11 protein-coding genes are annotated in these 22068 nt (G+C 67.7%); 5 read left to right on the top strand and 6 right to left on the bottom strand.

Translation table 11 applies throughout. The annotated features are described in order from the left end of the window. On the top strand, positions 1–12883 hold a 12883-nt coding region (locus AC5Y7E_RS04085), incomplete at its 5' end, for an amino acid adenylation domain-containing protein (protein ID WP_499947504.1). A gap of 37 nt (positions 12884–12920) precedes the next feature. On the opposite strand, the gene AC5Y7E_RS04080 is transcribed toward AC5Y7E_RS04085, so the two are convergent. After that, positions 12921–13223: a protein UsfY gene (locus tag AC5Y7E_RS04080; RefSeq protein WP_499916817.1), complete on the bottom strand. Its 303-nt coding sequence runs from the start codon at positions 13221–13223 to the stop codon at positions 12921–12923. Positions 13224–13329: 106 nt separating this feature from the next. Beyond that, complete coding sequence (locus AC5Y7E_RS04075) at positions 13330–14154, bottom strand: DUF732 domain-containing protein (protein WP_499947503.1); 825 nt, start codon at positions 14152–14154, stop codon at positions 13330–13332. 296 nt (positions 14155–14450) lie between these two features. Between AC5Y7E_RS04075 and AC5Y7E_RS04070 the strand changes: the two genes are divergently transcribed. Beyond that, complete coding sequence (locus tag AC5Y7E_RS04070; RefSeq protein ID WP_499947603.1) at positions 14451–15251, top strand: lytic transglycosylase domain-containing protein; 801 nt, start codon at positions 14451–14453, stop codon at positions 15249–15251. Between the two features lie 48 nt (positions 15252–15299). Here the strand turns inward: AC5Y7E_RS04070 and AC5Y7E_RS04065 are convergent, their stop codons facing one another. Together AC5Y7E_RS04065 and AC5Y7E_RS04060 are read right to left on the bottom strand one after the other, a co-directional pair. Beyond that, positions 15300–15968, bottom strand: coding sequence for a S1 family peptidase (locus AC5Y7E_RS04065; RefSeq protein WP_499947502.1), 669 nt, complete (start codon positions 15966–15968; stop codon positions 15300–15302). Between the two features lie 89 nt (positions 15969–16057). Further along, on the bottom strand, positions 16058–16933 hold the full coding sequence (locus AC5Y7E_RS04060; protein ID WP_499947501.1) for an alpha/beta fold hydrolase: 876 nt from the start codon (positions 16931–16933) through the stop codon (positions 16058–16060). A gap of 126 nt (positions 16934–17059) precedes the next feature. Between AC5Y7E_RS04060 and AC5Y7E_RS04055 the strand changes: the two genes are divergently transcribed. Further along, on the top strand, positions 17060–18553 hold the full coding sequence (locus AC5Y7E_RS04055; RefSeq protein WP_499947500.1) for an amidase: 1494 nt from the start codon (positions 17060–17062) through the stop codon (positions 18551–18553). 16 nt (positions 18554–18569) lie between these two features. On the opposite strand, the gene AC5Y7E_RS04050 is transcribed toward AC5Y7E_RS04055, so the two are convergent. Further along, positions 18570–18746 carry a hypothetical protein gene (locus tag AC5Y7E_RS04050; RefSeq protein WP_499947499.1) on the bottom strand — a complete coding sequence of 59 codons (177 nt, stop codon included), beginning with the start codon at positions 18744–18746 and terminating at the stop codon, positions 18570–18572. A gap of 350 nt (positions 18747–19096) precedes the next feature. Between AC5Y7E_RS04050 and AC5Y7E_RS04045 the strand changes: the two genes are divergently transcribed. Together AC5Y7E_RS04045 and AC5Y7E_RS04040 are read left to right on the top strand one after the other, a co-directional pair. After that, positions 19097–19351, top strand: coding sequence for a hypothetical protein (locus tag AC5Y7E_RS04045; RefSeq protein ID WP_499916825.1), 255 nt, complete (start codon positions 19097–19099; stop codon positions 19349–19351). Between the two features lie 323 nt (positions 19352–19674). Next, positions 19675–21237: an LCP family protein gene (locus tag AC5Y7E_RS04040; protein WP_499916826.1), complete on the top strand. Its 1563-nt coding sequence runs from the start codon at positions 19675–19677 to the stop codon at positions 21235–21237. Positions 21238–21270: 33 nt separating this feature from the next. On the opposite strand, the gene AC5Y7E_RS04035 is transcribed toward AC5Y7E_RS04040, so the two are convergent. Then, positions 21271–22062 (bottom strand): SDR family NAD(P)-dependent oxidoreductase, encoded by a 792-nt coding sequence (locus AC5Y7E_RS04035; RefSeq protein WP_499947498.1) that lies wholly within the window; start codon positions 22060–22062, stop codon positions 21271–21273. Positions 22063–22068 lie beyond the last annotated feature (6 nt).

The following is a 22068-nucleotide window of genomic DNA, read 5'->3' as shown; positions in this document are numbered from 1 at the left end:
TGCGATCGACCACCAGCCCAACACACCACTACCGCCCCCCACCCCGGACGACATCGCCTACCTGATCTACACCTCCGGCACCACCGGAACCCCCAAAGGCACCGCCATCACCCACCGGAACGCCACCCGGTTGTTTGAGTCACTTGCTGCCGACCTGGAGTTCGCACCCGGCCAGGTGTGGACGCAGTTCCACTCCTGTGCTTTCGACTTCTCGGTGTGGGAGATCTGGGGGCCGCTGCTGCACGGTGGGCGGCTGGTGGTGGTGCCCGAAGAGGTCACCCGCTCCCCGCACGACTTCCACGCCCTGCTCGTTGCCGAACACGTCAACGTCTTAAGCCAAACCCCCTCGGCGTTCTATGCGCTGCAAAACGCCGACGCACTACAGTCCGATGCGGCGCATCAGCTTGAGCTTCACACTGTGGTGTTCGGCGGCGAAGCGCTTGAGCCACACCGTCTTCGAACTTGGCTGAACAACCACCCTGCCCTACCGCGCTTGATCAACATGTATGGCATCACCGAGACAACGGTGCATGCCTCGTTGCGCGAGATCGGCAGCGCCGACACCGACCGCAATGCCAGTCCCATCGGCGTCCCATTGGCAGATCTGGCGTTCTTCGTCCTCGATGGGTGGTTGCGCCCGGTGCCGCTCGGGGTCATCGGCGAGTTGTATGTGGCCGGCGCCGGAGTGGGGGTCGGTTATGTGGGCCGCGCGGGGTTGACCGGGTCGCGGTTTGTGGCGTGTCCGTTCGGGGCGCCCGGGCAGCGGATGTATCGCACCGGCGACCTGGTGTGTTGGCGTGCCGACGGGCAACTGGACTACCTCGGCCGCGCCGACGAACAGGTCAAGATCCGCGGCTACCGCATCGAACTCGGCGAAATCGAAGCAGCCCTGGCCGGGTTGGCCGGGGTGGACCAGGCGGTGGTCATCGCCCGCGAAGACCAGCCCGGCGACAAACGCCTCATCGGCTACATCACCGGCGATGCCGACCCCGCGAAGATTCGCGCCACTCTGGCCGAGCGCCTACCGTCCTACATGGTGCCGACGGCGGTCGTGGCGCTCCCGGCGTTGCCGCTGACGGTCAACGGCAAGCTCGACACCCGCGCGCTGCCGGCCCCGGACTACACCGACGCCGAGCGATACCGCGCCCCCGCCACCGCGGTCGAAGAGATCCTGACGGGCATCTACGCCCAGGTCCTCGGACTCGAGCGCGTCGGGATCGATGACTCCTTCTTCGAGCTGGGCGGCGACAGCATTTCGGCGATGCGGGTGATCTCCGCGATCAACACCAGCCTGGATTCGAGTCTGTCGGTGCGCACAGTATTCGAGGCACCCACGGTCGCCCAGTTGGCGCCCCGCATCGGCGGGGAGGCGGGTCGGCGTACGCCGTTGGTCCCCGCGCAGCGGCCGGCGGTGATTCCGTTGTCGTTCGCCCAGCAGCGGTTGTGGTTCCTCAACCGATTCGAGGGCGGGGTTGCGACCTACAACATTCCGACCGCTTTCCGGATGAGCGGAGCGCTGGACGTCGACGCGCTGAACGCGGCACTCGATGACGTGATCGACCGGCATGAATCGTTGCGCACCATATTCCCCGACACTGACGGTGTGCCGTTCCAAAAGGTGCTGCCGGCCCGGGCCGGGATGTGGCGGCGCGGAGGCACCACGGTGACGTCGTTGTCGGAGCAGGATGTCGTCGGCGAATTGGTGGTGTTGGCGGGCTATCGGTTTGACCTGTCGACGGAGATCCCGATTCGTGCGCAGATCTATTCGGTGGGTCCCGAACAGCATGTGCTCGGGATTGTGGTGCACCACATCGCTTTTGACGGGTGGTCGCTGGCTCCGATGGTCCGCGATGTGGCCGAGGCGTATCGGGCGCGCCGGCAGGGCCGGGCCCCGCAGTGGGCGCCGTTGCCGGTGCAATACGTCGATTACACACTGTGGCAACGGGATTGCCTGGGGGCGGAGTCCGATCCCGACAGTGTGATCGCCGGGCAGTTGCGCTACTGGCGGCACGAGTTGGCCGACCTGCCGGAGGTGGCGTCGTTGCCGACCGATCACGCCCGGCCGCCGGTGCCGAGTTACCGCGGTGACGCGGTGGAGATTCGCATCGAGCCGCAGGTATGGGCGCGTACCAAGGCGCTGGCGACGGCGCATAACGCGACGGCCTCGATGGTCCTGCAGGCGGCCTTGGCGGTGGTGTTGCACCGTGTCGGCGTCGGTGAGGACGTGGTGCTGGGTGCGCCGATCGCCGGACGGCAGGATTCGGCGCTTGACGAGCTCGTCGGGTTCTTCGTCAACACGTGGGTGTTGCGGGTGGGGGTGAATCCTCGGCAGCGGTTCAGCGAGGTGCTCCAACAGGTGCGGCAGAAGGCGCTGGATGCCTACGGCAACCAGGATGTGCCGTTCGAGCGACTGGTCGAGCAGCTCAACCCGGCCCGCTCCACTGCGCATCACCCGCTGTTCCAGGTGGCCATGGTCTTCCAGAACAATGTGCGACCCGAAGTTTTGACGTTCGACGGCCTCGGCGTCGAGCCGTTGGGGGGGTCGACGCGCACCGCCAAGTTCGACCTGGATTTCCATCTCAGCGAGGTGCGCACTGAAGACTCGGATGCGCCGATGGCCGCCGGGGTGGTGACGTATGCGACCGATCTGTATGACCGAACCACCATTGAGCGGTTGGTCACCTGGTTTGGCCGGGTGATCGAGGTGGCCGCGGCCGATGCGTCGGTGGCGGTGGGCGATGTCGCGTTGCTGGATCGCGGTGAGCGTGAGCTGGTGCTGTCGGGATGGTCCGGCGTCGCCGCGGGGGCGCCGGTCGGCGTGGCGCCGCAGTTGCTGGCCGCGGCGGTTTCGGCCGACGCGGACGCGGTGGCGGTGGTCGACGGTGCCCGAGAGTTGTCGTATCGCCAGCTCGACGAGTGGTCGACGCGGTTGGCGCGGGTGCTGATCGAGGCTGGGGTCGGTCCGGAGCGCGCGGTGGGCGTGGCGATGGATCGCTCGGTGGAGTTGGTGGTGGCGTGGTGGGCCGTGGTCAAGGCCGGTGGCGTGTACGTGCCGCTGGATCGAGCCCATCCGCCCGAACGTGTCGCCACGGTGTTGGACGCGGTGGCGGCGGTATGTGTGCTGACTTGTGGTGGGGACCCTGTGACCGCGGCCGGGGCGCGCCCGGTGCTGCGGATCGACGGCCTGGACGTGTCCGAGCGCCGTGCGGACCCGATCATCGACGCCGACCGCCTGGCGCCGCTGGGAGCGGACGACACCGCCTACGTCATCTTCACTTCCGGGTCTACCGGTGTCCCGAAGGGCGTGGCGGTCAGCCATGCCGGTTTGTTGGGAATGGTTGCGGCGCAACGCAATGTCTTCGGGTCGGCCGCGGATGCGCGGGTATTGATGGTCTCGGTGCCGACCTTCGATGCCTCGGTGTTCGAGTTGTTGTGGGCGGTGGGATCCGGAGCGACGTTGGTGGTGGCCCCGCCGCAGGTGTACGCCGGCGAGGCATTGACCGGATTGCTCCAGACCCGGCGCGTCACCGCGGCCGTGATGACCCCGTCGGTCGTGTCGTCGCTGGATCGGGACCGGCTGGACGGGTTGGACACGCTGGTCACCATGGGCGAGGCCTGCCCACCGCAGCTGGTGGCCGCTTGGGCCCCGGGGCGGCGACTCTTCAACGCATACGGTCCCACGGAGGCCACGATCTGGGCCTCGTGCAGTGCGCCGCTGTCGGCGGGGCAGCCGATCACCATCGGTGCCCCGATTCCGGGGATGTGCGCTTTGGTGCTCGATGCGCGGTTGAACCCGGCGCCGATCGGGGTGGTGGGCGAGCTGTACTTGAGCGGGCCGGCACTGGCGCAGGGCTATGTGGGCCGCCCCGAGTTGACCGCGGAACGGTTCGTCGCCAACCCGCATGTGGGTCGGGGGACGCGCATGTATCGCACCGGCGACCTGGTGCGCTGGACACACGCCGGCACCCTGGACTATCTGGGCCGCGCCGACACCCAGATCAAACTGCGCGGACAGCGCATCGAACTCGGGGAAATCGAGAACACGCTGTTGGCCTGCCCCCAGGTCGACCGGGCCGCCGTCACCGTGCATCACAGCACCGCCGGCTCTCACCTGATCGCCTACATCACCGTCGATCACACCAGCAGCGCCGACCGCGACGCCGAAGCCGTCGAAGAGTGGCAACACCTGTATGACGAGCTGTACGGCGCCGAATCCGAGGCGCCGGGATTCGGCATGGATTTCCGGGGCTGGAACAGCAGCTACACCGACGACCCGATTCCGCTCGAGGAGATGGTGGAGTGGCGTGCCGCCACCGTGGATCGGATCATGGCCCTGCGGCCGCGGCGGGCGTTGGAGATCGGCGTCGGGTCCGGTCTGGTTTTGTCGCAGATCGCCCCGGTGTGCGAGCGCTACGTCGCCACGGACATGTCCGCGGTCGTTATCGACGAGCTCGCCCGCTCGCTGGAGCAATTGCAGATCCCGTGGCGCGATCGGGTCGAGCTGCTGACCCAACCGGCCCACGTCACCGAGGCATTGCCGCAAGGCTACTTCGACACCATCATTCTCAACTCGGTCGTGCAGTACTTCCCCAACGCGGGATATCTGTCTGACCTCATCGACAGCGCCATGGATCTGCTGGCCCCCGGCGGGTCGTTGTTCATCGGCGACGTGCGTAACCACAGCCTGCAGGGCGCGTTCCAAACCCGGGTCGCGCTGGCCCACACCACGTCCACCGACGCCGCCGAGATTCGTCAACGGGTCCAGTCCGCCATGCTCGGCGAGCCCGAATTGCTGCTCGCCCCAGAGTTTTTCGCCGCCCTAGCCGACAATCACGCATCCGTGGCCGGAGTCGACATCGAAGTCAAACGCGGATTCGCCGACAACGAGCTCAACCGGTATCGCTACGACGTCATCTTCTTCAAGGCTCCCGCCCCGGTGCGCTCGCTCGCCGGCGCACCCATGTGGGCCTGGACCGAATGCGCCGACCTGGACGGGCTGCACGCGCGGCTCCTGTCCCAACGCCCCGCCACCGTTCGCGTCACCGACATCCCCCACGCCGGAGTGATCGACGACGTCCGCGTCGAACGCGACCTTGCCGCCGGGCTGCACCCGGCCGAAGCAGCGGCCCAAGGCACCACCGAGAACGCGGGCGTCGTTGCCGAAGAATTGCACCGCCTCGGTGAAACCACCGGCTACCGCGTCGCCGTCACCTGGGGAGCCCAGGCCGGCACCCTGGATGCCGTCTTCATCGCCCCGGACGACCGCGATGGCCGGCATTCCGCACCGCTGACCGACCTCTACCTGCCCCCCGCCGGGGCGGACCGAGGCGGGGCCGATGCGAACGACCCGCACACCAACACCAAGGTCAGCGCAGTGCGTCAGCGGTTGAGCGCGCGGTTGCCCGAGTACATGGTGCCGACGCAAATCGTGGTTCTCGAGAAGTTCCCCCTGACCTCGTCGGGCAAGCTCGACCGCAAGGCCTTGCCGGCACCGTTATTTGCCGGTGCACCGTTCAGGGCGCCACACACGGAGACCGAGAAGCTTGTCGCCGAGGTGTTCGCCGAGGTGTTGGGGGCAAGTCGCGTCGGGCTTGACGACGATTTCTTCGCCCTCGGCGGTGATTCGCTGATCGCCACCCGGGTGAGCGCGCGGCTGCAGTTGGCATTGGGCCGGGAAGTGCCGGTGCGCTACCTGTTTGACGCGTCCACCGTCGGGACTCTGGCGCAGTATCTGGACCGGCACCGTGGCGGCACGGCTCGGCCGCCCATGAAGCAGATGCCGCGTCCGCCGCGGATCCCGTTGTCGTACGCCCAAAGCCGGTTGTGGTTCCTTGACCAATTGCAGGGCCCCTTACCGATTTACAGCATGCCCGCGTCCTTCCGGCTGCGCGGGCGGCTTGATGCCGACGCGTTGGGTGCGGCGCTGGCCGATGTGGTTGGCCGCCACGAGAGTCTGCGCACCGTCTTCGCGGCGCACGAGGGCACCCCCCAGCAGGTGGTGGTGCCCGCCGAGGAGGCCCACTTCGGGTGGGACGTCGTCGACGCGACCGGCTGGCCCACCAGCCAATTGAGTGAGGCCATCGGCGCGGCGGCACGCTATGCGTTTGATCTGGCCAGCGAAATCCCCTTGCGCGCTTGGCTTTTCCGCGTGGCCGACGACGAGCACGTGCTGATGATCGTGGTGCACCATATCGCGGCGGACGGCGGGTCTATCGCGCCGCTGGCGCGCGATTTGGGTGTGGCGTATGCCAGCCGACGCGCGGGACGGGCCCCCGACTGGGCGCCGTTGCCGGTGCAGTATGCCGACTATGCCCTGTGGCAGCGCGAGCAATTCGGTGATCTGGCGGACAGCGCGAGCCCGATAGCCGCGCAGCTGGGCTTTTGGGAGGATGCCCTCGCCGGTATGCCCGAACGCCTGCAACTTCCCACCGATCGGCCCTATCCGCCGGTTGCCGATTACCGCGGCGCCGATGTGGCGGTCAATTGGCCGCCGCAGCTACAGCAGCGGGTGCAGCGGGTTGCTCGTGAGCACAATGCGACAAGTTTCATGGTGGTGCAGGCCGCCCTGGCGGTGCTGCTGGGGAAGATCAGCGCCAGCAGCGACGTCGCGGTGGGTTTCCCGGTCGCCGGCCGCCGCGACCCCGAGCTCGATGGCTTGGTCGGCTGTTTCTTCAACACCTTGGTGCTCCGCGTCGACCTGGAGGGCGATCCCACTGTCGCGGAGCTGCTGGCCCAGGTGCGGCGGCGCAGCCTGGCCGCGTATGAGCACCAAGACGTGCCTTTCGAGCTGATCGTCGAGCGGCTCAACCCGACCCGATCGCTCAGCCATTCCCCGCTGATCCAGGTGGTGTTGGGCTGGCAGAACCTGACCTGGCAGAACAACGGCCCCGACGCCGCAACGACCTTGGGTGATCTGCAGGCCACACCCGTGCCGGTCGACACCCGCACCGCCCGGATGGACCTTTCGTTCTTCCTGTCCGAACGCTGGACGGAGGCCGGTGAACCGGCCGGTATCGGCGGCACGGTCGAATTCCGCGCCGACGTTTTCGACGCCACCAGCATCGAAGTGCTGATCAAGCGGCTGGAGCGGGTGCTGACGGCGCTCACGGCCGACCCGACGCGGCGGTTGTCGGCGATGGATCTGCTTGATGCGGCCGAGCACGACCGGCTGGGCCGGTGGGGCAACCGGGCGGTGCTGACGGAGGCGGCGCCCACGCCGGTATCGGTTCCGGCGTTGTTCGCCGCGCAAGTGACCCGTACCCCCGATGCCCCGGCGCTGACCTGCGCGCAGCACTCGTGGACCTACCGCGAGCTCGACGAGGCGGCGAACCGGTTGGCGCACCTGCTCATCGGCCGCGGTGCCCGCCCGGGCGAGCGCGTCGCGCTGGTGCTGCCCCGTTCGGCGGAGGCGATCGTGGCGATCCTGGCGGTGCTCAAGACCGGGGCGGCCTACCTGCCGATCGACGCGACGCTACCCGCAGCGCGGATCGGGTTCATGCTTGCCGACGCCGCGCCGACCGCCGCCATCACCACCGCCGCTCTTGCCGGCCGGCTGGACGGACATGACCTCGCAATCATCGATATCAACGACGAGGCCGTTGCTGCGCAACCGAGCACCGCATTGCCCGCGCCGGCGCCTGGCGATCTCGCATACCTCATTTACACCTCCGGCACCACCGGGACACCCAAGGGCGTGGCCATCACCCACCAGAACGTGGCCCAACTGTTGACCTCGCTGGATCCGCGACTCGCGGCACCGGGGCGGGTCTGGACGCAATGGCACTCCTACAGCTTCGACATCTCGGGCTGGGAGATCTTCGGTGCGCTGCTGCACGGCGGGCGGCTGGTGGTGGTACCCGACGCGGTGGCCCGCTCGGCGGAAGATTTTCACGCCTTGCTGGTCGCCGAACAGGTCAGCGTCTTGAGCCAGACCCCGTCCGCGGCGGGCATGTTGTCGCCCGACGGGTTGGATTCGGTCACCCTGCTGGTGGGCGGCGAGGCGTGTCCGGCCGAAGTGGTGGATCGGTGGGCTCCGGGGCGGCTCATGATCAACGAATACGGTCCCACCGAGACCACCATGTGGGTGGCCCTGAGCGCGCCGCTGACAGCGGGTTCCGGAGCGCCGCCGATCGGCTCGCCGGTGGCACATGCGGCATTCTTCGTGCTGGACGCGTCCTTGCGCCCGGTGCCGGCCGGCGTGGTCGGCGAGTTGTACGTGGCCGGAGCCGGGGTGGGGTGCGGTTATTGGCGGCGCGCGGGTTTGACCGCGTCGCGGTTCGTGGCCTGCCCGTTCGGTGGCGCGGGCGCACGGATGTATCGCACCGGCGATCTGGTGTTCTGGGGCGCTGACGGGCAGTTGCGGTATCTGGGGCGCGCCGATGACCAGGTCAAGATCCGCGGCTATCGCATCGAATTGGGTGAGATCCAGGCGGCGCTGGCTGCGGTGGACGGGGTGGAGCAGGCCGCGGTGATCGCCCGCGAGGACCAACCGGGCGACAAACGTCTGGTCGGCTATGTCACCGGCAGCAGCGTCGACCCGGCCCGGGCGCGTGCGGCGCTGGCCGAGGGGCTCCCGGCCTACATGGTTCCGGCCGCGGTGGTGGTTCTGGAGGCGTTACCACTGACGGTCAACGGCAAGCTTGATCGGCGGGCGCTGCCGGCACCCGAATACACCGATGCCGACCAGTACCGGGCCCCGAGCAACGCGGTCGAGGAGATCCTGGCCGGCATCTACGCCGATGTCCTCGGCATCGAGCGCGTCGGGGTCGACGATTCGTTCTTCAATCTGGGTGGGGACTCGCTGTCGGCGATGCGCCTGGTCGCCGCGATCAACAGCGGCCTGGATGCCGGCCTTTCGGTGCGGGCGGTGTTCGAGGCCCCCACGGTTGCCCAGTTGGCGCCCCGTATCGACGCGGAGGCGGGTGGGGTAGCCCCATTGGTGGCGGGCGAGCGACCCGCCGTCGTTCCGTTGTCGTTCGCGCAACAGCGGTTGTGGTTCATCGAGCAGTTGCAGGGGCCCTCCCCGGTGTACAACATGCCGGTGGTGTTGCGGCTGCGCGGGCCGCTGGACGCCGAGGCGTTGGGTGCGGCGCTGGCAGATGTCGTTGGCCGCCACGAGAGTCTGCGCACGCTGTTCCCCGCGGTCGACGGCATAGGACGGCAGGTGATCCTTCCCGTTGAACGCGCCGACTTCGGCTGGCAGATCATCGACGCCACCGGCTGGGCGGCAAGCCACGTGGATGACGCCGTCGACATCGCGGCGCGTCGCCCGTTTGACCTTTCCACCGAGATCCCCTTGCGGGCACAGCTTTTCCGCATCACCGGCGACGAGCACGTGTTGGTGGCCGCGGTGCATCACATCGCCGCCGACGGGTTGTCGATCACCCCGCTGATACGTGACCTCGGTGTCGCATACGCCAGCCGGTGCGCGGGACAAGCCCCGGGGTGGGCGCCATTGCCGGTGCAATACGTCGACTACACACTCTGGCAACGCGAGCAGCTGGGTGAGCTCGACGATGCCCAGAGCCGCATCGCTGCGCAGCTGACCTACTGGGAGCAGGCCCTGGCCGGGATGCCCGAGCGGCTGCAGCTGCCGACCGACCGGCCCTACCCACCGGTGGCCGACTATCGCGGCGCCAGCGTGACGGTGGACTGGCCGGCGGGCTTGCAGCAGCAGATCGCGCGGGTGGCCCGGGAGCACAACGCGTCCAGTTTCATGGTGATCCAAGCCGCCCTTGCGGTGCTGCTGTCGAAGCTGAGCGCCAGTCCCGATGTGGCGGTGGGCTTCCCGATCGCCGGGCGGCGGGACCCCGCGCTCAACGACCTGGTGGGCTTTTTCGTCAACACCTCGGTGCTGCGGGTCCAGTTGACCGGAGATCCCAGCGTGGCCGAGCTGCTGGCGCAGGTGCGCGCGCGAAGCCTGGCCGCCTACGAACACCAGGATGTGCCCTTCGAGGTGCTCGTCGAGCGGCTCAACCCGACCCGAAGCCTGTCCCATCACCCGCTGGTGCAGGTGGTGCTGGCCTGGCAGAACTTCGCCGGTCAAGACAACAACCTCACCGCCGAATTGGGCTTGGGTGACCTGCAGGTGACGTCACGGCCGGTGGACACTCACACCGCTCGCATGGACTTGACCTTCTCACTGGCCGAACGCTGGACCGGCACCGGTGAGCCCGCCGGGATCGGCGGCGCGGTCGAATTCCGCACCGATGTGTTTGATGCGGCCTCGGTTGAGGTTTTGGTGGCGCGGTTGGAGCGGGTGTTGGTGGCGATGACGGCCGAGCCGGGGCGGCGGTTGTCGTCGGTCGAGGTGCTCGATGTGGGCGAGTATGCCGAGTTGGAGGTGTTGGGGAATCGGGCGGTGTTGGGCCGACCGGGTCGCGGGGTGTCGATCCCGGTGCTGTTCGCTGCGCAGGTGGCGCGCGCCGGCGAGGCGGTGGCGGTGGTGGGCGCGGGCGGTTCGATGACGTATCGCGAGCTTGATGAGGCCTCGAATCGGGTGGCGGCGCTGTTGGCCGGTCACGGTGCGGGCCCGGGACAGTGTGTGGCGCTGGTGTTGTCGCGTTCGGTGCAGGCGATCACCGCGATCCTGGGGGTGCTCAAGACCGGGGCGGCGTATCTGCCGATCGATCCGGGCTGGCCCGACGCGCGGGTGGGGTTCATGCTCGCTGACGCCGCCCCGGTCGCGGTCCTGACCACCGCCGCGTTGCGCGCGCGGGTCGAAGGCCACGACGTGACGGTCATCGACCTCGACGATCCGGGCATCCAGGCCGGTGCGGGCACGCCGTTGCCGGCCCCGGCTGCTGATGATGTGGCGCACATTATTTACACCTCGGGCACCACTGGGACGCCCAAGGGGGTGGCGGTCACTCACCACAACGTGACCCGGCTGTTCGCGTCGTGGGAGGCCGGGCTGACGCTGGGACCCGATCAGGTGTGGGCGCAGTGCCATTCGTATGCCTTTGACTACTCGGTGTGGGAGATCTGGGGGGCGCTGCTGCATGGTGGGCGCCTGGTGGTGGTCTCTGAGGAGGTGACCGGTTCCCCGCAGCAGTTGCAGGCCCTGCTGGTCGCCGAGCAGGTCACGGTGTTGAGCCAGACCCCCTCGGCGGTGGGGATGTTGTCCCCGCAGGGGTTGGAGTCGGCGGCGTTGGTGATCGCCGCGGAGGCCTGCCCGGCGGCAGTGGTCAATCGGTGGGCGCCGGGTCGGGTGATGGTCAACGGCTACGGGCCGACCGAGACCACGATCTATGCCACGCTGAGCGCCCCGCTGGTGGCGGGGTCGGGGGCCCCGCCGATCGGCTCACCGGTGGGTCAGGCGGCGTTGTTCGTCCTTGATGGGTGGTTGCGCCCGGTGCCGGTCGGGGTGATCGGTGAGTTGTATGTGGCCGGCGCCGGGGTGGGCGTGGGTTATGTGGGCCGCGCGGGGTTGACCGGATCGCGGTTTGTGGCCTGTCCCTTCGCCGGGCCCGAGGCCCCCGGACAACGCATGTATCGCACCGGGGACCTGGTGTGCTGGCGCCCCGATGGGCAGCTGGACTACCACGGGCGCGCCGATGAGCAGGTCAAGATCCGCGGCTACCGCATCGAACTCGGCGAAATCCAGGCCGCCCTGACCACCCTGGCCGGGGTGGAGCAGGCGGTGGTGCTCGCCCGCGAAGACCAACCCGGGGCCAAACGCCTGATCGGCTACATCACCGGGCACGCCGACCCCGCGACCCTGCGCAGCGCGCTGGCCGAACACCTGCCCGCCTACATGATCCCCGCCGCCATCATCGCCGTCGACGCTCTCCCGCTGACCGCCAACGGCAAACTCGACACCCGCGCGTTGCCCGCCCCGGACTACACCGACACCGAGCGTTACCGCGCCCCCTCCACGGCCACCGAGGAAATCCTGGCCGGCATCTACGCCGACATCCTCGGCCTCGAACGAGTCGGGGTCGATGACTCATTCTTCGAACTCGGCGGCGACAGCATCTCCGCGATGCGAGTCATCGCCGCGATCAACGAAGCGCTCGACACCGACCTCGCGGTGCGCACCCTGTTCCACGCGCCATCCGTTAGGCGCTTGAGCCTGCAGGTGGGCAGGCAGACCAGCGAGCCCGAAGTTGTGCCTGTCGAGATCCTCAAGGAGGGTACGGGCGTTCCGCTGTTCTGCATCCATCCCGGGGGCGGAATGAGTTGGCCGTATCAGCGTCTTGGTCAGTACCTGGAATGCCCGATCGTTGGAATTCAGCAACTCTTAGAGGCCGAAGAAGCGGAACCACAGACAATTCAGGAGATGGCGAAGAACTACGCCGACAGAATTCAAAGGATTAGCCCCAGCGGACCCTACAATCTTCTGGGCTGGTCTTTCGGCGGCGTCGTCGCGCATGAAATCGCCATCGAGCTCCAGCAACGCGGATGCGCAATCGGACGCCTCATCCTTTTCGACGCTCAAGTCCGTCTCGACGACAGCGCGAAACTACCCAGCCACCCTCTAGAGGACAAAGAGACTTTGGAAGAAGTCTTGCGTTTCTACGGCATAGACCTTTCCGAGGAGGATGAGCCGCTCACCTATGAGCGCCTAGAAGAAATAATGGTTCAGCGAGGAATCACGGAGTTTCCGCGGCTCAAGCGGCTTGTCGATTGGCTCATTCAAAATCTCAATGGCAACGTGGAGCTGCAGCGGGCCCACGAACCCCGAATTTATGGCGGTGACATGACCATATTCGTCGCTGCGCCGGGTGATAGCGAGCGCAGTGCGTCATTCACACAGAGCTGGCGCCCTTACGTCGTCGGCGACATCACCGAGTATGCGGTCGATTGCGCACATGAGAATATGTTGACTGTCGAATCGCTCAGCCATTACGGCGAACAGCTCAAACTTTTACTTGAACCATAAAACCAGGTGCGGCTTCGAATGCCGGCGGTGAATTCGATCAACCCGCCAGGTTTTCGTGTTCTTTGCTGTTCCAGTCGCTGTCAAGTTTCCGGACTCGCCGTGCTTCCACCCATAACCAGGCCCCGCCCGTCGCCAGAGCCAGCAACGAAATGACGGCGGCGATGAGCGCGTTCCCGTATTGGCAGTGCGCCAAGCACGCAAGGCAGAGCCCGTACGCCACCAGTCCGACCGCCATCAAAAGCAACGCGGGCTCTTTGGCCGGACTTTTCAGCGCTTGTCCCACCAGCGGGCGACTCGTGCGCTGGTGGTCAACGGGATCGATCGAGGTGATGTAACGCATGAGGGCCTCCTCCGCTGTGAGGCTACTAACCCATGATAGCGAAAACAATAACTACAGGTCACTATCTCCACACGCATTTTTCGGACGGCCTGCCGACGGCGCCGGGTCACGGTCGGCCCGGTATGCCCGGCAGACCATCTTGAATGTCTTTGAGATTCCCTTGAATGCCTTGCAGCTTCTGCTCAATGGCCTGCAGATCAGACAGCGTGTTCTGATAGGCCGGCGAGATCTGGTCAGGGGTCGTAGGTCGGGACTGGGGGCAATAGGAAGCAATGGCACCCGCGGTTACGGCGGTGCTCTGATCGGCATTCCATACGGATGTGCGCTGCACGAACCCGACGGCGTCCGCGAAGTTCGGTTGGTGCGCCAGGAAATCGCACACCGCATGCCCTTGCGCCAGCACGTAATCCTGGCTGGGAACTGGCACGCCTTCCTGCTTCAGCACGGAGACGAACGCCGCGTCAATAGCGCTGATCGCGGGAGCCGACGGCTTCGGCGCGGCCGGCGTGAAGGGCGCGGCCGGCGTCGAGGGCGCGGCAGGTGTGAAGGGCGCGGCCGACGGCGGGGGGTCCTCCGGCTGCGCGGACGAATCCTGGCGGTGGAGTGCGAACATCACCAGCACGGCGGCGACGACGGCCACCAGAGACAGCGGCAGCGCGGCGAAAAGGCCGAAGCGGCGCAGCGCGGCAACCTTTTGTCGCCGCGACGCGATGGCGCGGATTCTGCTGGCGCGCGACCGTGCGGCGGCGACGACCTCGGTCTCCCAGACTGCAAACGGATCGAGCTCAGACGTGCCGGCGCCGTGGGCCAGGATTTCGTCGAGCAGTTCGTCGGCCTCTACGGACGATGGCCTACCACCCTGCTCGCGGATCGCTTGGCGCCGCAGCGCGATGAGCCGCAATTCTGAGTCGATCTTCTCGCGGTCGCGCATACCAATCAGTTTGAGAGTGCCGCGCAATTGTGACAACTCCCTGCGAACAAAAGACCGCCGCCGCATTGATGTCCGATGCTCGGATGCGACAGACTCGCGGTAACCCAACTAACGGAACGGTGGGATTCGAGGCATTGGACGCACGCATCACCGCGAGTCGTGACTGGCGCATCGCGTCACTTGTCGTTGGGGCGATCGTGTTCGCGCTCGCCGGTTGTTCGGCGCCGCATCCCGACTCCGCGACCGGACCGACCACGGCCGCGCACGTCCCCGCGCCTCCGGCGCTGACGACACGGATGGTGCCCGCCGACTCAGGCACGCCGGGCGCGCAGCCTCGCCTGGCGTCGGACCCCACGCAGTTGGCCGACGACCTGGTGGCCGACGAGCGCGCGCTGCGCGATCCGGGGACACCGGACCCGGCGCTGACGGCGGCGGCGCATCGCGAGCAGGCGGCCTACCGCGCCATCGGGCGCCACCCCGAGTGGGACGCCACCACGCGCCCGCGTATCCCACCGGAGCTGGTTGATGTCTACGACCGCAACGTCGACGCCCGCCGCCAGCTCACCGCGCTGACCCCGGTGCGAGAAACACTGCCGGCGTGGCGCATCGCGCCGCCGGCACCGGCCGACGAGCTGATGAACTACTACCGCCAGGCGGAGTCCGAATCCGGGGTCAGCTGGAATTACCTGGCCGCGATCAACTTCGTCGAGTCGCGCTTCGGCAGCATCGTCGGCGCGAGCACCGCCGGTGCGCAGGGACCCATGCAGTTCCTGCCCTCGACGTTCGCCGGCTACGGCCAGGGTGGCGACATCCACTCGCCCCACGACAGCATCCTGGCGGCGGGCCGTTACCTGGCGGCCAACGGGTTCGCCACGGATCGCGATCACGCCATTTACGGGTACAACCACGCCAACCAATATGTGCGCGCGGTCGACGATTACGCGGCGCTGATCGCCGCCGACCCCGCGACGTTCGCCGCGTACTACCGGTGGGACGTCTACTGTCTGACGACGGCGGGCGATGTGTTGCTCCCCATCGGTTACGACGCATCGTCGCCGATCCCGGCCGCCGATTACGTGGCCGCCCACCCGCAGTAAACGGCTTTCAGGTGCGAACGGATCCCTGCTCACCGCCGCGAGCGCCACTCACGGAAGCACCCGCAGTCCCCACTTGCCCAGCAGCGGATTGATGAGCATGAAGTACGTCGTGTAGTCGTCGCCGTCGGGCGATGACATCAACAGACCGACCGCGCTGACGGTGCCGTCCGGGTTCATCACGAAGCCTGGACTGCCGCTGTCGCCGTCCAGGCTGAACACGCTGGCCTCGACGACGTCACCGTTGATGCTTTTGACGGCACCGCACGTCTCGCCGGTCACCGCGCCGATCTTGCAGAACGGCATGCCGGCCTGAATCTGCTGGCGGCTCAACACCTCCCGGACCTGATACCTGCCGCCGACGTCGCCTATCGGCATCCCGACGCTCGGCTCCAGACGGATGATCGCGGCGTCTCGCTTGTCGCCGTCGTGCTCGCTGGCGGAGATCCTGCCCAGCGGAGCGTCGTTACCGTACGTCCATTCCGCGCCGTCGTGTGAGTCGCAGTGCCCGCTCGTCATCAGATAGTAACTGCCGTCGGATCCCTGCGCCGCGAATCCGGCTGTGCACCTGCCGGATTCATGATCGACTCCGATGCCCGGCGCGGGGGGCGGCGACGGCAGAGCCGGGGGCGGCGCTGCGGGAGCGGTTTTCGCCACGGCTGTCGCGATCACCATCACAGCCCCTAAGAGCACCGGCCCCCGCAACCACCGTATGGTCACGCCGTCCCTTTCTCCCTTGCGCCCGCCAGATAGTAGCAGGGCTGCCGACCTGAAATGAGCTGGCGGCCAACTTGTTCCACGCATCCGGTTCATCCGGCATCGACGTGCCGGGCAAGGAAATCCAGCACAGCACCGGCAAAGACGTCGTTGCGGTCGCCCGCCACCATGTGTCCCGCGCCGCGAACATCGGTGAATTCGACCTGCGGGAAACGCGCGAGGAATTCGTCGGCGCGCTCCTGGCTGACCAGGTCGCTCATCTGGCCGCGGACCAGCAGCATGGGCACCCCTCCGCGCAGGATAGCGCCGACGGCGGCGTGCATCCGGTCCGGGTCGGTCACCTCGAAAGGCGGGAAAGCCGCAGTGCCGCTGATGAATTGAGGGTCCCAATGCCAGTACCAGCGATCGCCGCGGCGACGCAGATTGGTGGTCAGGCCTTCCAGATCGGTTGGTCGCGGCCGGTGCGGGTTGTATTCGGCGATGGCGTCGGCGACCTCGTCGAGTGAGCCGAAGCCCGACTCCACGCGGTCGGCCATGAAGGCATGTATCCGGTTCGCGCCGGACTGGTCCATGTTCGGCACGATGTCCACCAACACGACCGCACTGGCGATGCCCGGGCACAGCTCCCCGGCGAGGAGCATCGATGTGAACCCTCCCAAGGATGCACCGACCAGCACCGGCCGCGGGGGCAGCGTGCGCAGCACTTCTTGGACGTCGGCGGCGAAACTGACGACGCGGTAGTCGCCGTCGTCGGACCAGTCCGATTCGCCGTGGCCACGCAGGTCGACGGTGACGGCCTGCCACCCCTGTGCCGCCACGGCAGCGGCCGCCTTCCCCCAGGACCGGCGGGTCTGTCCGCCGCCGTGCAAGAACACCACCGCGCGCGCCTGCTGATCCCCCAAGCGGTCAGCGACGATCTGCACCCCGCCGGGGCCCTGGATCGTGAACGGTTCAGCTGCCGCGGGCATCAGGTGATACTAAGGCGCCCCCCACGCAAAGCTCGCGTTGGCTTAACGTCGACAGCGTGCAGCGGCGTTGATCGCGAAGAGGGTGATGCCCGCGCTACGCAAGCCCACCGAAGCGAAGGAGCACTCGTGCACCTTGACGAGTACATGTCGTTGGATGCGACCGCGCTGGCCGACCTGGTCTCGCGCAAGCAGGTCACCCCGGCCGAGCTCCTCGCGTTGGCGCGGCAACGAGCGGACGAGGTGAATCCGCGGCTGAACGCCATCGTCTGCCGCCTCGACGACGTGGCCGACCGGCAGGCCGCCGACCCAAACCTGAGCGGACCGTTCGCCGGTGTGCCGTTTCTGCTCAAAGACCTCGGTCAGGAATACCGCGGCTTCGCGACCTCGTGCGGCTCGCGCTCGCTGGCCCATGACGTGGCCGACCGGCATGCCCTGGTCACCCAGCGGTTCCTGGACGCGGGCCTGGTGATCTTCGGCAAGACCAACACCCCGGAGTTCGGGGCCAAGGGCGTGACGGAACCCGACTATTGGGGGCCGGCCCGCAATCCGTGGAACACCGGGCACACCCCCGGCGGCTCCTCGGGCGGATCCGGGGCCGCCGTGGCGGCGGGCATCGTGCCCGCCGCCGGCGCCAACGACGGCGGCGGGTCGATCCGCATCCCCGCCGCCTGCAACGGACTGGTCGGCCTCAAGCCCAGCCGGGGGTTGGCGCCCTACGGCCCACAGACGGGTGAACAGCTGCTGGGCATGGCGACCCAGGGAGTCGTGTCGCGCACCGTGCGCGACAGCGCGGCGCTGCTCGACGCGATCATCGGACCCGACCCGAGCGCAGCCTACCGAGTAGCGTTGCCCGACAACGCGTTTGGCGAACAGATCAAACTCCGCCCGCAGACGCTGAGAATCGGATACTCGGCGCGCTCGGCGATCAACGCTCGGCCGCACCGCGAGGCCGTCGCCGCGGTCGAAAACGCCGCGGCGCTTCTTCGCGAGCTCGGCCATCAGGTCGAGGAGGTCGCGCCGCCGTACGACGACGCTGCGCTGGGGCGTGACTTTCTGACCATCTGGTTCGGCCAGCTATACCAGCAAGTCGCCGACATCAAACGGCGAATCGGTGCGCGCGACAGCGACTTTGAGGCCGACACCTTGGCCATCGCCGAACTGGGCCGGTCGGGCGGTGTGCTGCCCGTGATGTCCGCACTGGAGAATCGGAACGACTACATCCAGTCGCTGGCCGCGTTTCACGCAAGCTACGACTTCTTCTTGACCCCTACGTTGGCCACCCCACCGATTGCGGTCGGTGCGACGACGACGTCGGCCCCGTTGCAGCGGGTGGCCCGCCTGGTCAGCCGGGTCCACGCCGGAAAACTCATGGGGCTCAGCGGAATCCTCGATGACCTCATCCAGGAGAGTCTGGGCTGGGTGCCCTATACGCAGCTGGCGAACCTCACCGGCCGCCCGGCGATCAGTGTGCCGCTGCATTGGACGGATGCCGGACTGCCGCTGGGTGTGCAGTTCGTCGGAAAGCTCGGCGCAGACGGCGATCTGCTGCAGCTCGCAGCGCAACTCGAAGAGGCGCGCCCCTGGGCCCACCGGCATCCCGCACCTGCGGACCCGAATTAGCCTGTCGTTGAGGGCTTTACGTGGTAGGCTCGGCGTCTTCGGTACCGCGCTGGCCTCGCCACAGGCTGGCGAAGCGCCGGGCGATGTCGCCGAGGCGACCGCCCCCGTGTTGCGAAGCCTTGATGCGGCCGAGGGTTTCTCGTCCCTCGTTCGCGTAGTCCTTGACGGTTTCGTCGCCTTCCTCGGCGCGCATATCTGCTCTCCAATCGTGTTGGCTACTCCGGCGCCTGGCGCTCGGGTGGTTCGGACGGCGTCAAGCGCTCGGGCGGTTCTGCCGGCGTGACCCGTTCGGGCGTTTCCGTCGGCGTCAGCCGCTCCGGCGTCTCGCCGGGACTGCCCGGTTGCACCGGCTCCGAATCTGCCGGCCGCCCCGCCGGAGACGGCCTGAGGCGTGTGTCGATCATGCTCAGTCCTTCGCTCGGCTCATGGCCGCGTACCCGCCGTACCCGGGCAGCCAAACGCCCCAGGCGGTATCCGATCGGCCGCGATGACGAATCCCGGCCGCGCGCCGAAGCCACTGGATTCCCCGCTTACACTCCAACCGTGGTCAATCCGGCGCGAGCGAAACCGCTGGTCGTCGGCGCCGCCGTCGTCGTACTGCTTGCCGTCCTCGCCGCACCCGTCAAGCAGCGCTGCGGTGCGCCGGACTTTGCCTGTGCGTCGACGCTGGATAACGACGGCAACGTCCGCTACTACTACGAGATCGAACCCGTCGGCGTCTACCTCGCGGAAATCGTCACCGGCACCAACATCGCGCTCTTTTACAGCGCGGGCGAGGACCTGGTCAAAGCCCGGTAGCGACGGAGCGGTGGCGGTCTCCGGCGCCGCATCCGCTGGGTAACAAGTTCGGCTCGATCCGGGCGGCGTCGTGACCGGCCGGAGACCCGCAGGAGACCGTCGCGGCGGCGGCCGCGCTGAACCTGCTGGTAGAGCCGATGGGACGAGCGCGAATCGCTCCTGGTCGGCTCGACAAACGCGCCTGCGGGGAGCCTGTGACGGGTGCTCTCGATTGGAGGCTTCACAGCAAGCTAACGCATACTTGTCACCATGCTTGAAGCGACATCGCCGCAGGGCACCGTTGTGGTGCCTGGTGATGCGCTGGGCGTGGGCAGAGGTTTGTGATGGCCCGCTCGGGCGGCGCACATCGTCGTCATCGAGCAGTCCGTCAACCCTCCCGTTTCCGCAAGGGGCTGACGCGCACCCTGGGCGCGCTCGTCTCCGTTGCCGCCGTGGGGCTCACCGGGGCGGGGTACTACGTGGCGCATGGCGCGCTGGGCGGTATCACCGTGTCGAACGCCCTGCTGCCCGACGATCCGCGTTCCAGCGGCGACAACATGAACATCCTGCTGATCGGGCTGGATTCGCGTAAAGACCAGGACGGCAACGACCTGCCCAACTCGATCCTGAAGCATCTGCACGCCGGCGATTCCGACGACGGTGGCTACAACACCAACACGATGATCCTGGTGCACGTCAGCGCCGACAACAAAGTCGTCGCCTTCTCGATCCCCCGCGACGACTGGGTGCCTTTCACGGGAGTCCCGGGCTACAACCACATCAAGATCAAAGAGGCGTACGGGCTGACCAAACAGTACGTCGCCCAAAAGCTGGCCAGCCAGGGCGACAGCACGCAGAAGGAACTGGAGACCAAGGGCCGCGAGGCCGGCCGGGCGGCGACGCTGCGCGCGGTGCGAAACCTGACCGGCGTTCCCATCGACTACTTCGCCGAGATCAATCTGGCCGGTTTCTTCGATCTGGCACAGACTCTCGGCGGCGTCGACGTCTGCCTGAACCACCCCGTCTACGACGAGTATTCGGGCGCGGACTTCCCCGCCGGCCGGCAACGGCTGGACGCGTCCGAGGCGCTGTCGTTCGTCAGGCAGCGGCACGGCCTGGACAACGGCGACCTGGACCGCACCCACCGGCAGCAGGCGTTCATCTCTTCGGTCATGCAGGAGCTGCAGGCGGCGGGCACCTTCACCAACATCGACAAGTTGAAGAACCTCATGGCGGTGGCGCGCAAAGACGTGGTGCTCTCGGCGGGCTGGAACGACGACATGATCCAGCGGCTCGGCGGGCTGGCCGGCGGCAACGTCGAGTTCCGGACCCTGCCGGTGGTGCGCTACGACAACATCGACGGCCAGGACGTCAACATCGTCGACCCGGCGGCGATCAAGGCCGAGGTGGCCGCGGCGATCGGCGCCGACACGCCGACGACCGCGCCGAGCACCACGGCCGTCAAACCCGATCCGTCCACCGTCGTCGACGTGGTCAACTCCGGCGCCATGAGTGGTCTGGCCACCCAGGTCTCGCGCGCGCTGAAGAAGAAGGGCTTCACGCCGGGCCAGGTGCGCGACCGCGAATCGGGCGACCCGACCACCACGACGGTGGAGTACGGCGCGGGTGCTCAGACCGATGCGCTCAGCCTGGCCGGCATGCTCGGCGTGGACGCGCCCAAACAGCCGAGTCCCGGCGTCGCGGCCGGACACATCCGGCTGACCGTGGACACCAGTTTCTCGATGCCCACCGCCGACGAGACCCAAATGGACGACACCACGAGCACCAGCTCCAGCACGACGTCGGCCAAGGCCAAGAGTTACTACTACAACGGGACGACCACGACCTATCCGACGCCCGATCAGGGGAAGCCGATCGACGGCGGCGGCGTCCCGTGCGTCAACTGACCAGGCGATCGCAACCGCGGCGGGTCGCCACCGTCAGGCGTGGGTGCCGCCGTCGATCCGGATCTCGGTACCGGTGATCCACGCGCCGTCGTCGGACACCAGCATGGCGATGACGCCGGCGATCGCGCCGGGCTCGGCCATGCCGGCGCCGCTTGACTCCACCGTCGTCGGCAGGATCGGCATCAGCCGGGGAAACAGCGACCAGTCGGCGTCCTTCGGAATGTAGCCGCCGGTGGCGTCGGTGATCCCGGACTTGATGCTGCCCGGCGCCACGCATGCCGCGCGCAGACCCTGCTTGGCATATTCGAGCGCCAGCGAGTGGGTGAACGCCTGGATGCCGCCCTTGCTCGCGGCGTAGGCGGCCATGTATGGGTGGGCGAACGAGGCCGACGTCGAGCTGAAGTTCACGATCGCGCTGCGCGGATTCACCAGCAGGGACGGTAGCGCCTCTCGGACCACCAGGAAGGTGCCGGTCAGGTTCACGCCGACGATCTGGTTCCAGAGGTCGAGGCTGGTCTCGTGGGTGTGCGCGGCCCGCAGGATGCCGGCGGCGTTCACCAGCGAGTCGAGCCCACCCAACTGCTCGACCGCCAGGCGCACGCCGTCGATCACCGACTCCTCGTTGCCGACATCCATCGGCATGGTGGTGAGCCGGTCGGCGGTGCCGGCGTCGTCGGCCTGCGCACGGGTGCGGTCCAAGCCGTCGGCGGCGACGTCCGAGGCCGCGACGGCGGCACCCTCGTCGAGCAGGCGCAGCGCGGCGGCCTGACCGATGCCCGACGCGGCGCCCGTCACCAGGATCCGCTTGCCCTCAAGCCTTTTCACAGCGAT

This window comes from Mycobacterium sp. NGS17 (assembly GCF_059813205.1).
Note: the sequence above shows the minus strand (reverse complement) of the source record. Positions and strands in the feature narration are given on the sequence as shown.

What these genes read in the sequence shown, in the direction of transcription:
- AC5Y7E_RS04080 (WP_499916817.1), bottom strand. Translation starts at nt 13,223, where the DNA reads ATGCGTTACATCACCTCGATCGATCCCGTTGACCACCAGCGCACGAGT.
- AC5Y7E_RS04075 (WP_499947503.1), bottom strand. Translation starts at nt 14,154, where the DNA reads ATGCGCGACCGCGAGAAGATCGACTCAGAATTGCGGCTCATCGCGCTG.
- AC5Y7E_RS04070 (WP_499947603.1), top strand. Translation starts at nt 14,451, where the DNA reads ATGGTGCCCGCCGACTCAGGCACGCCGGGCGCGCAGCCTCGCCTGGCG.
- AC5Y7E_RS04060 (WP_499947501.1), bottom strand. Translation starts at nt 16,933, where the DNA reads ATGCCCGCGGCAGCTGAACCGTTCACGATCCAGGGCCCCGGCGGGGTG.
- AC5Y7E_RS04050 (WP_499947499.1), bottom strand. Translation starts at nt 18,746, where the DNA reads ATGCGCGCCGAGGAAGGCGACGAAACCGTCAAGGACTACGCGAACGAG.
- AC5Y7E_RS04040 (WP_499916826.1), top strand. Translation starts at nt 19,675, where the DNA reads ATGGCCCGCTCGGGCGGCGCACATCGTCGTCATCGAGCAGTCCGTCAA.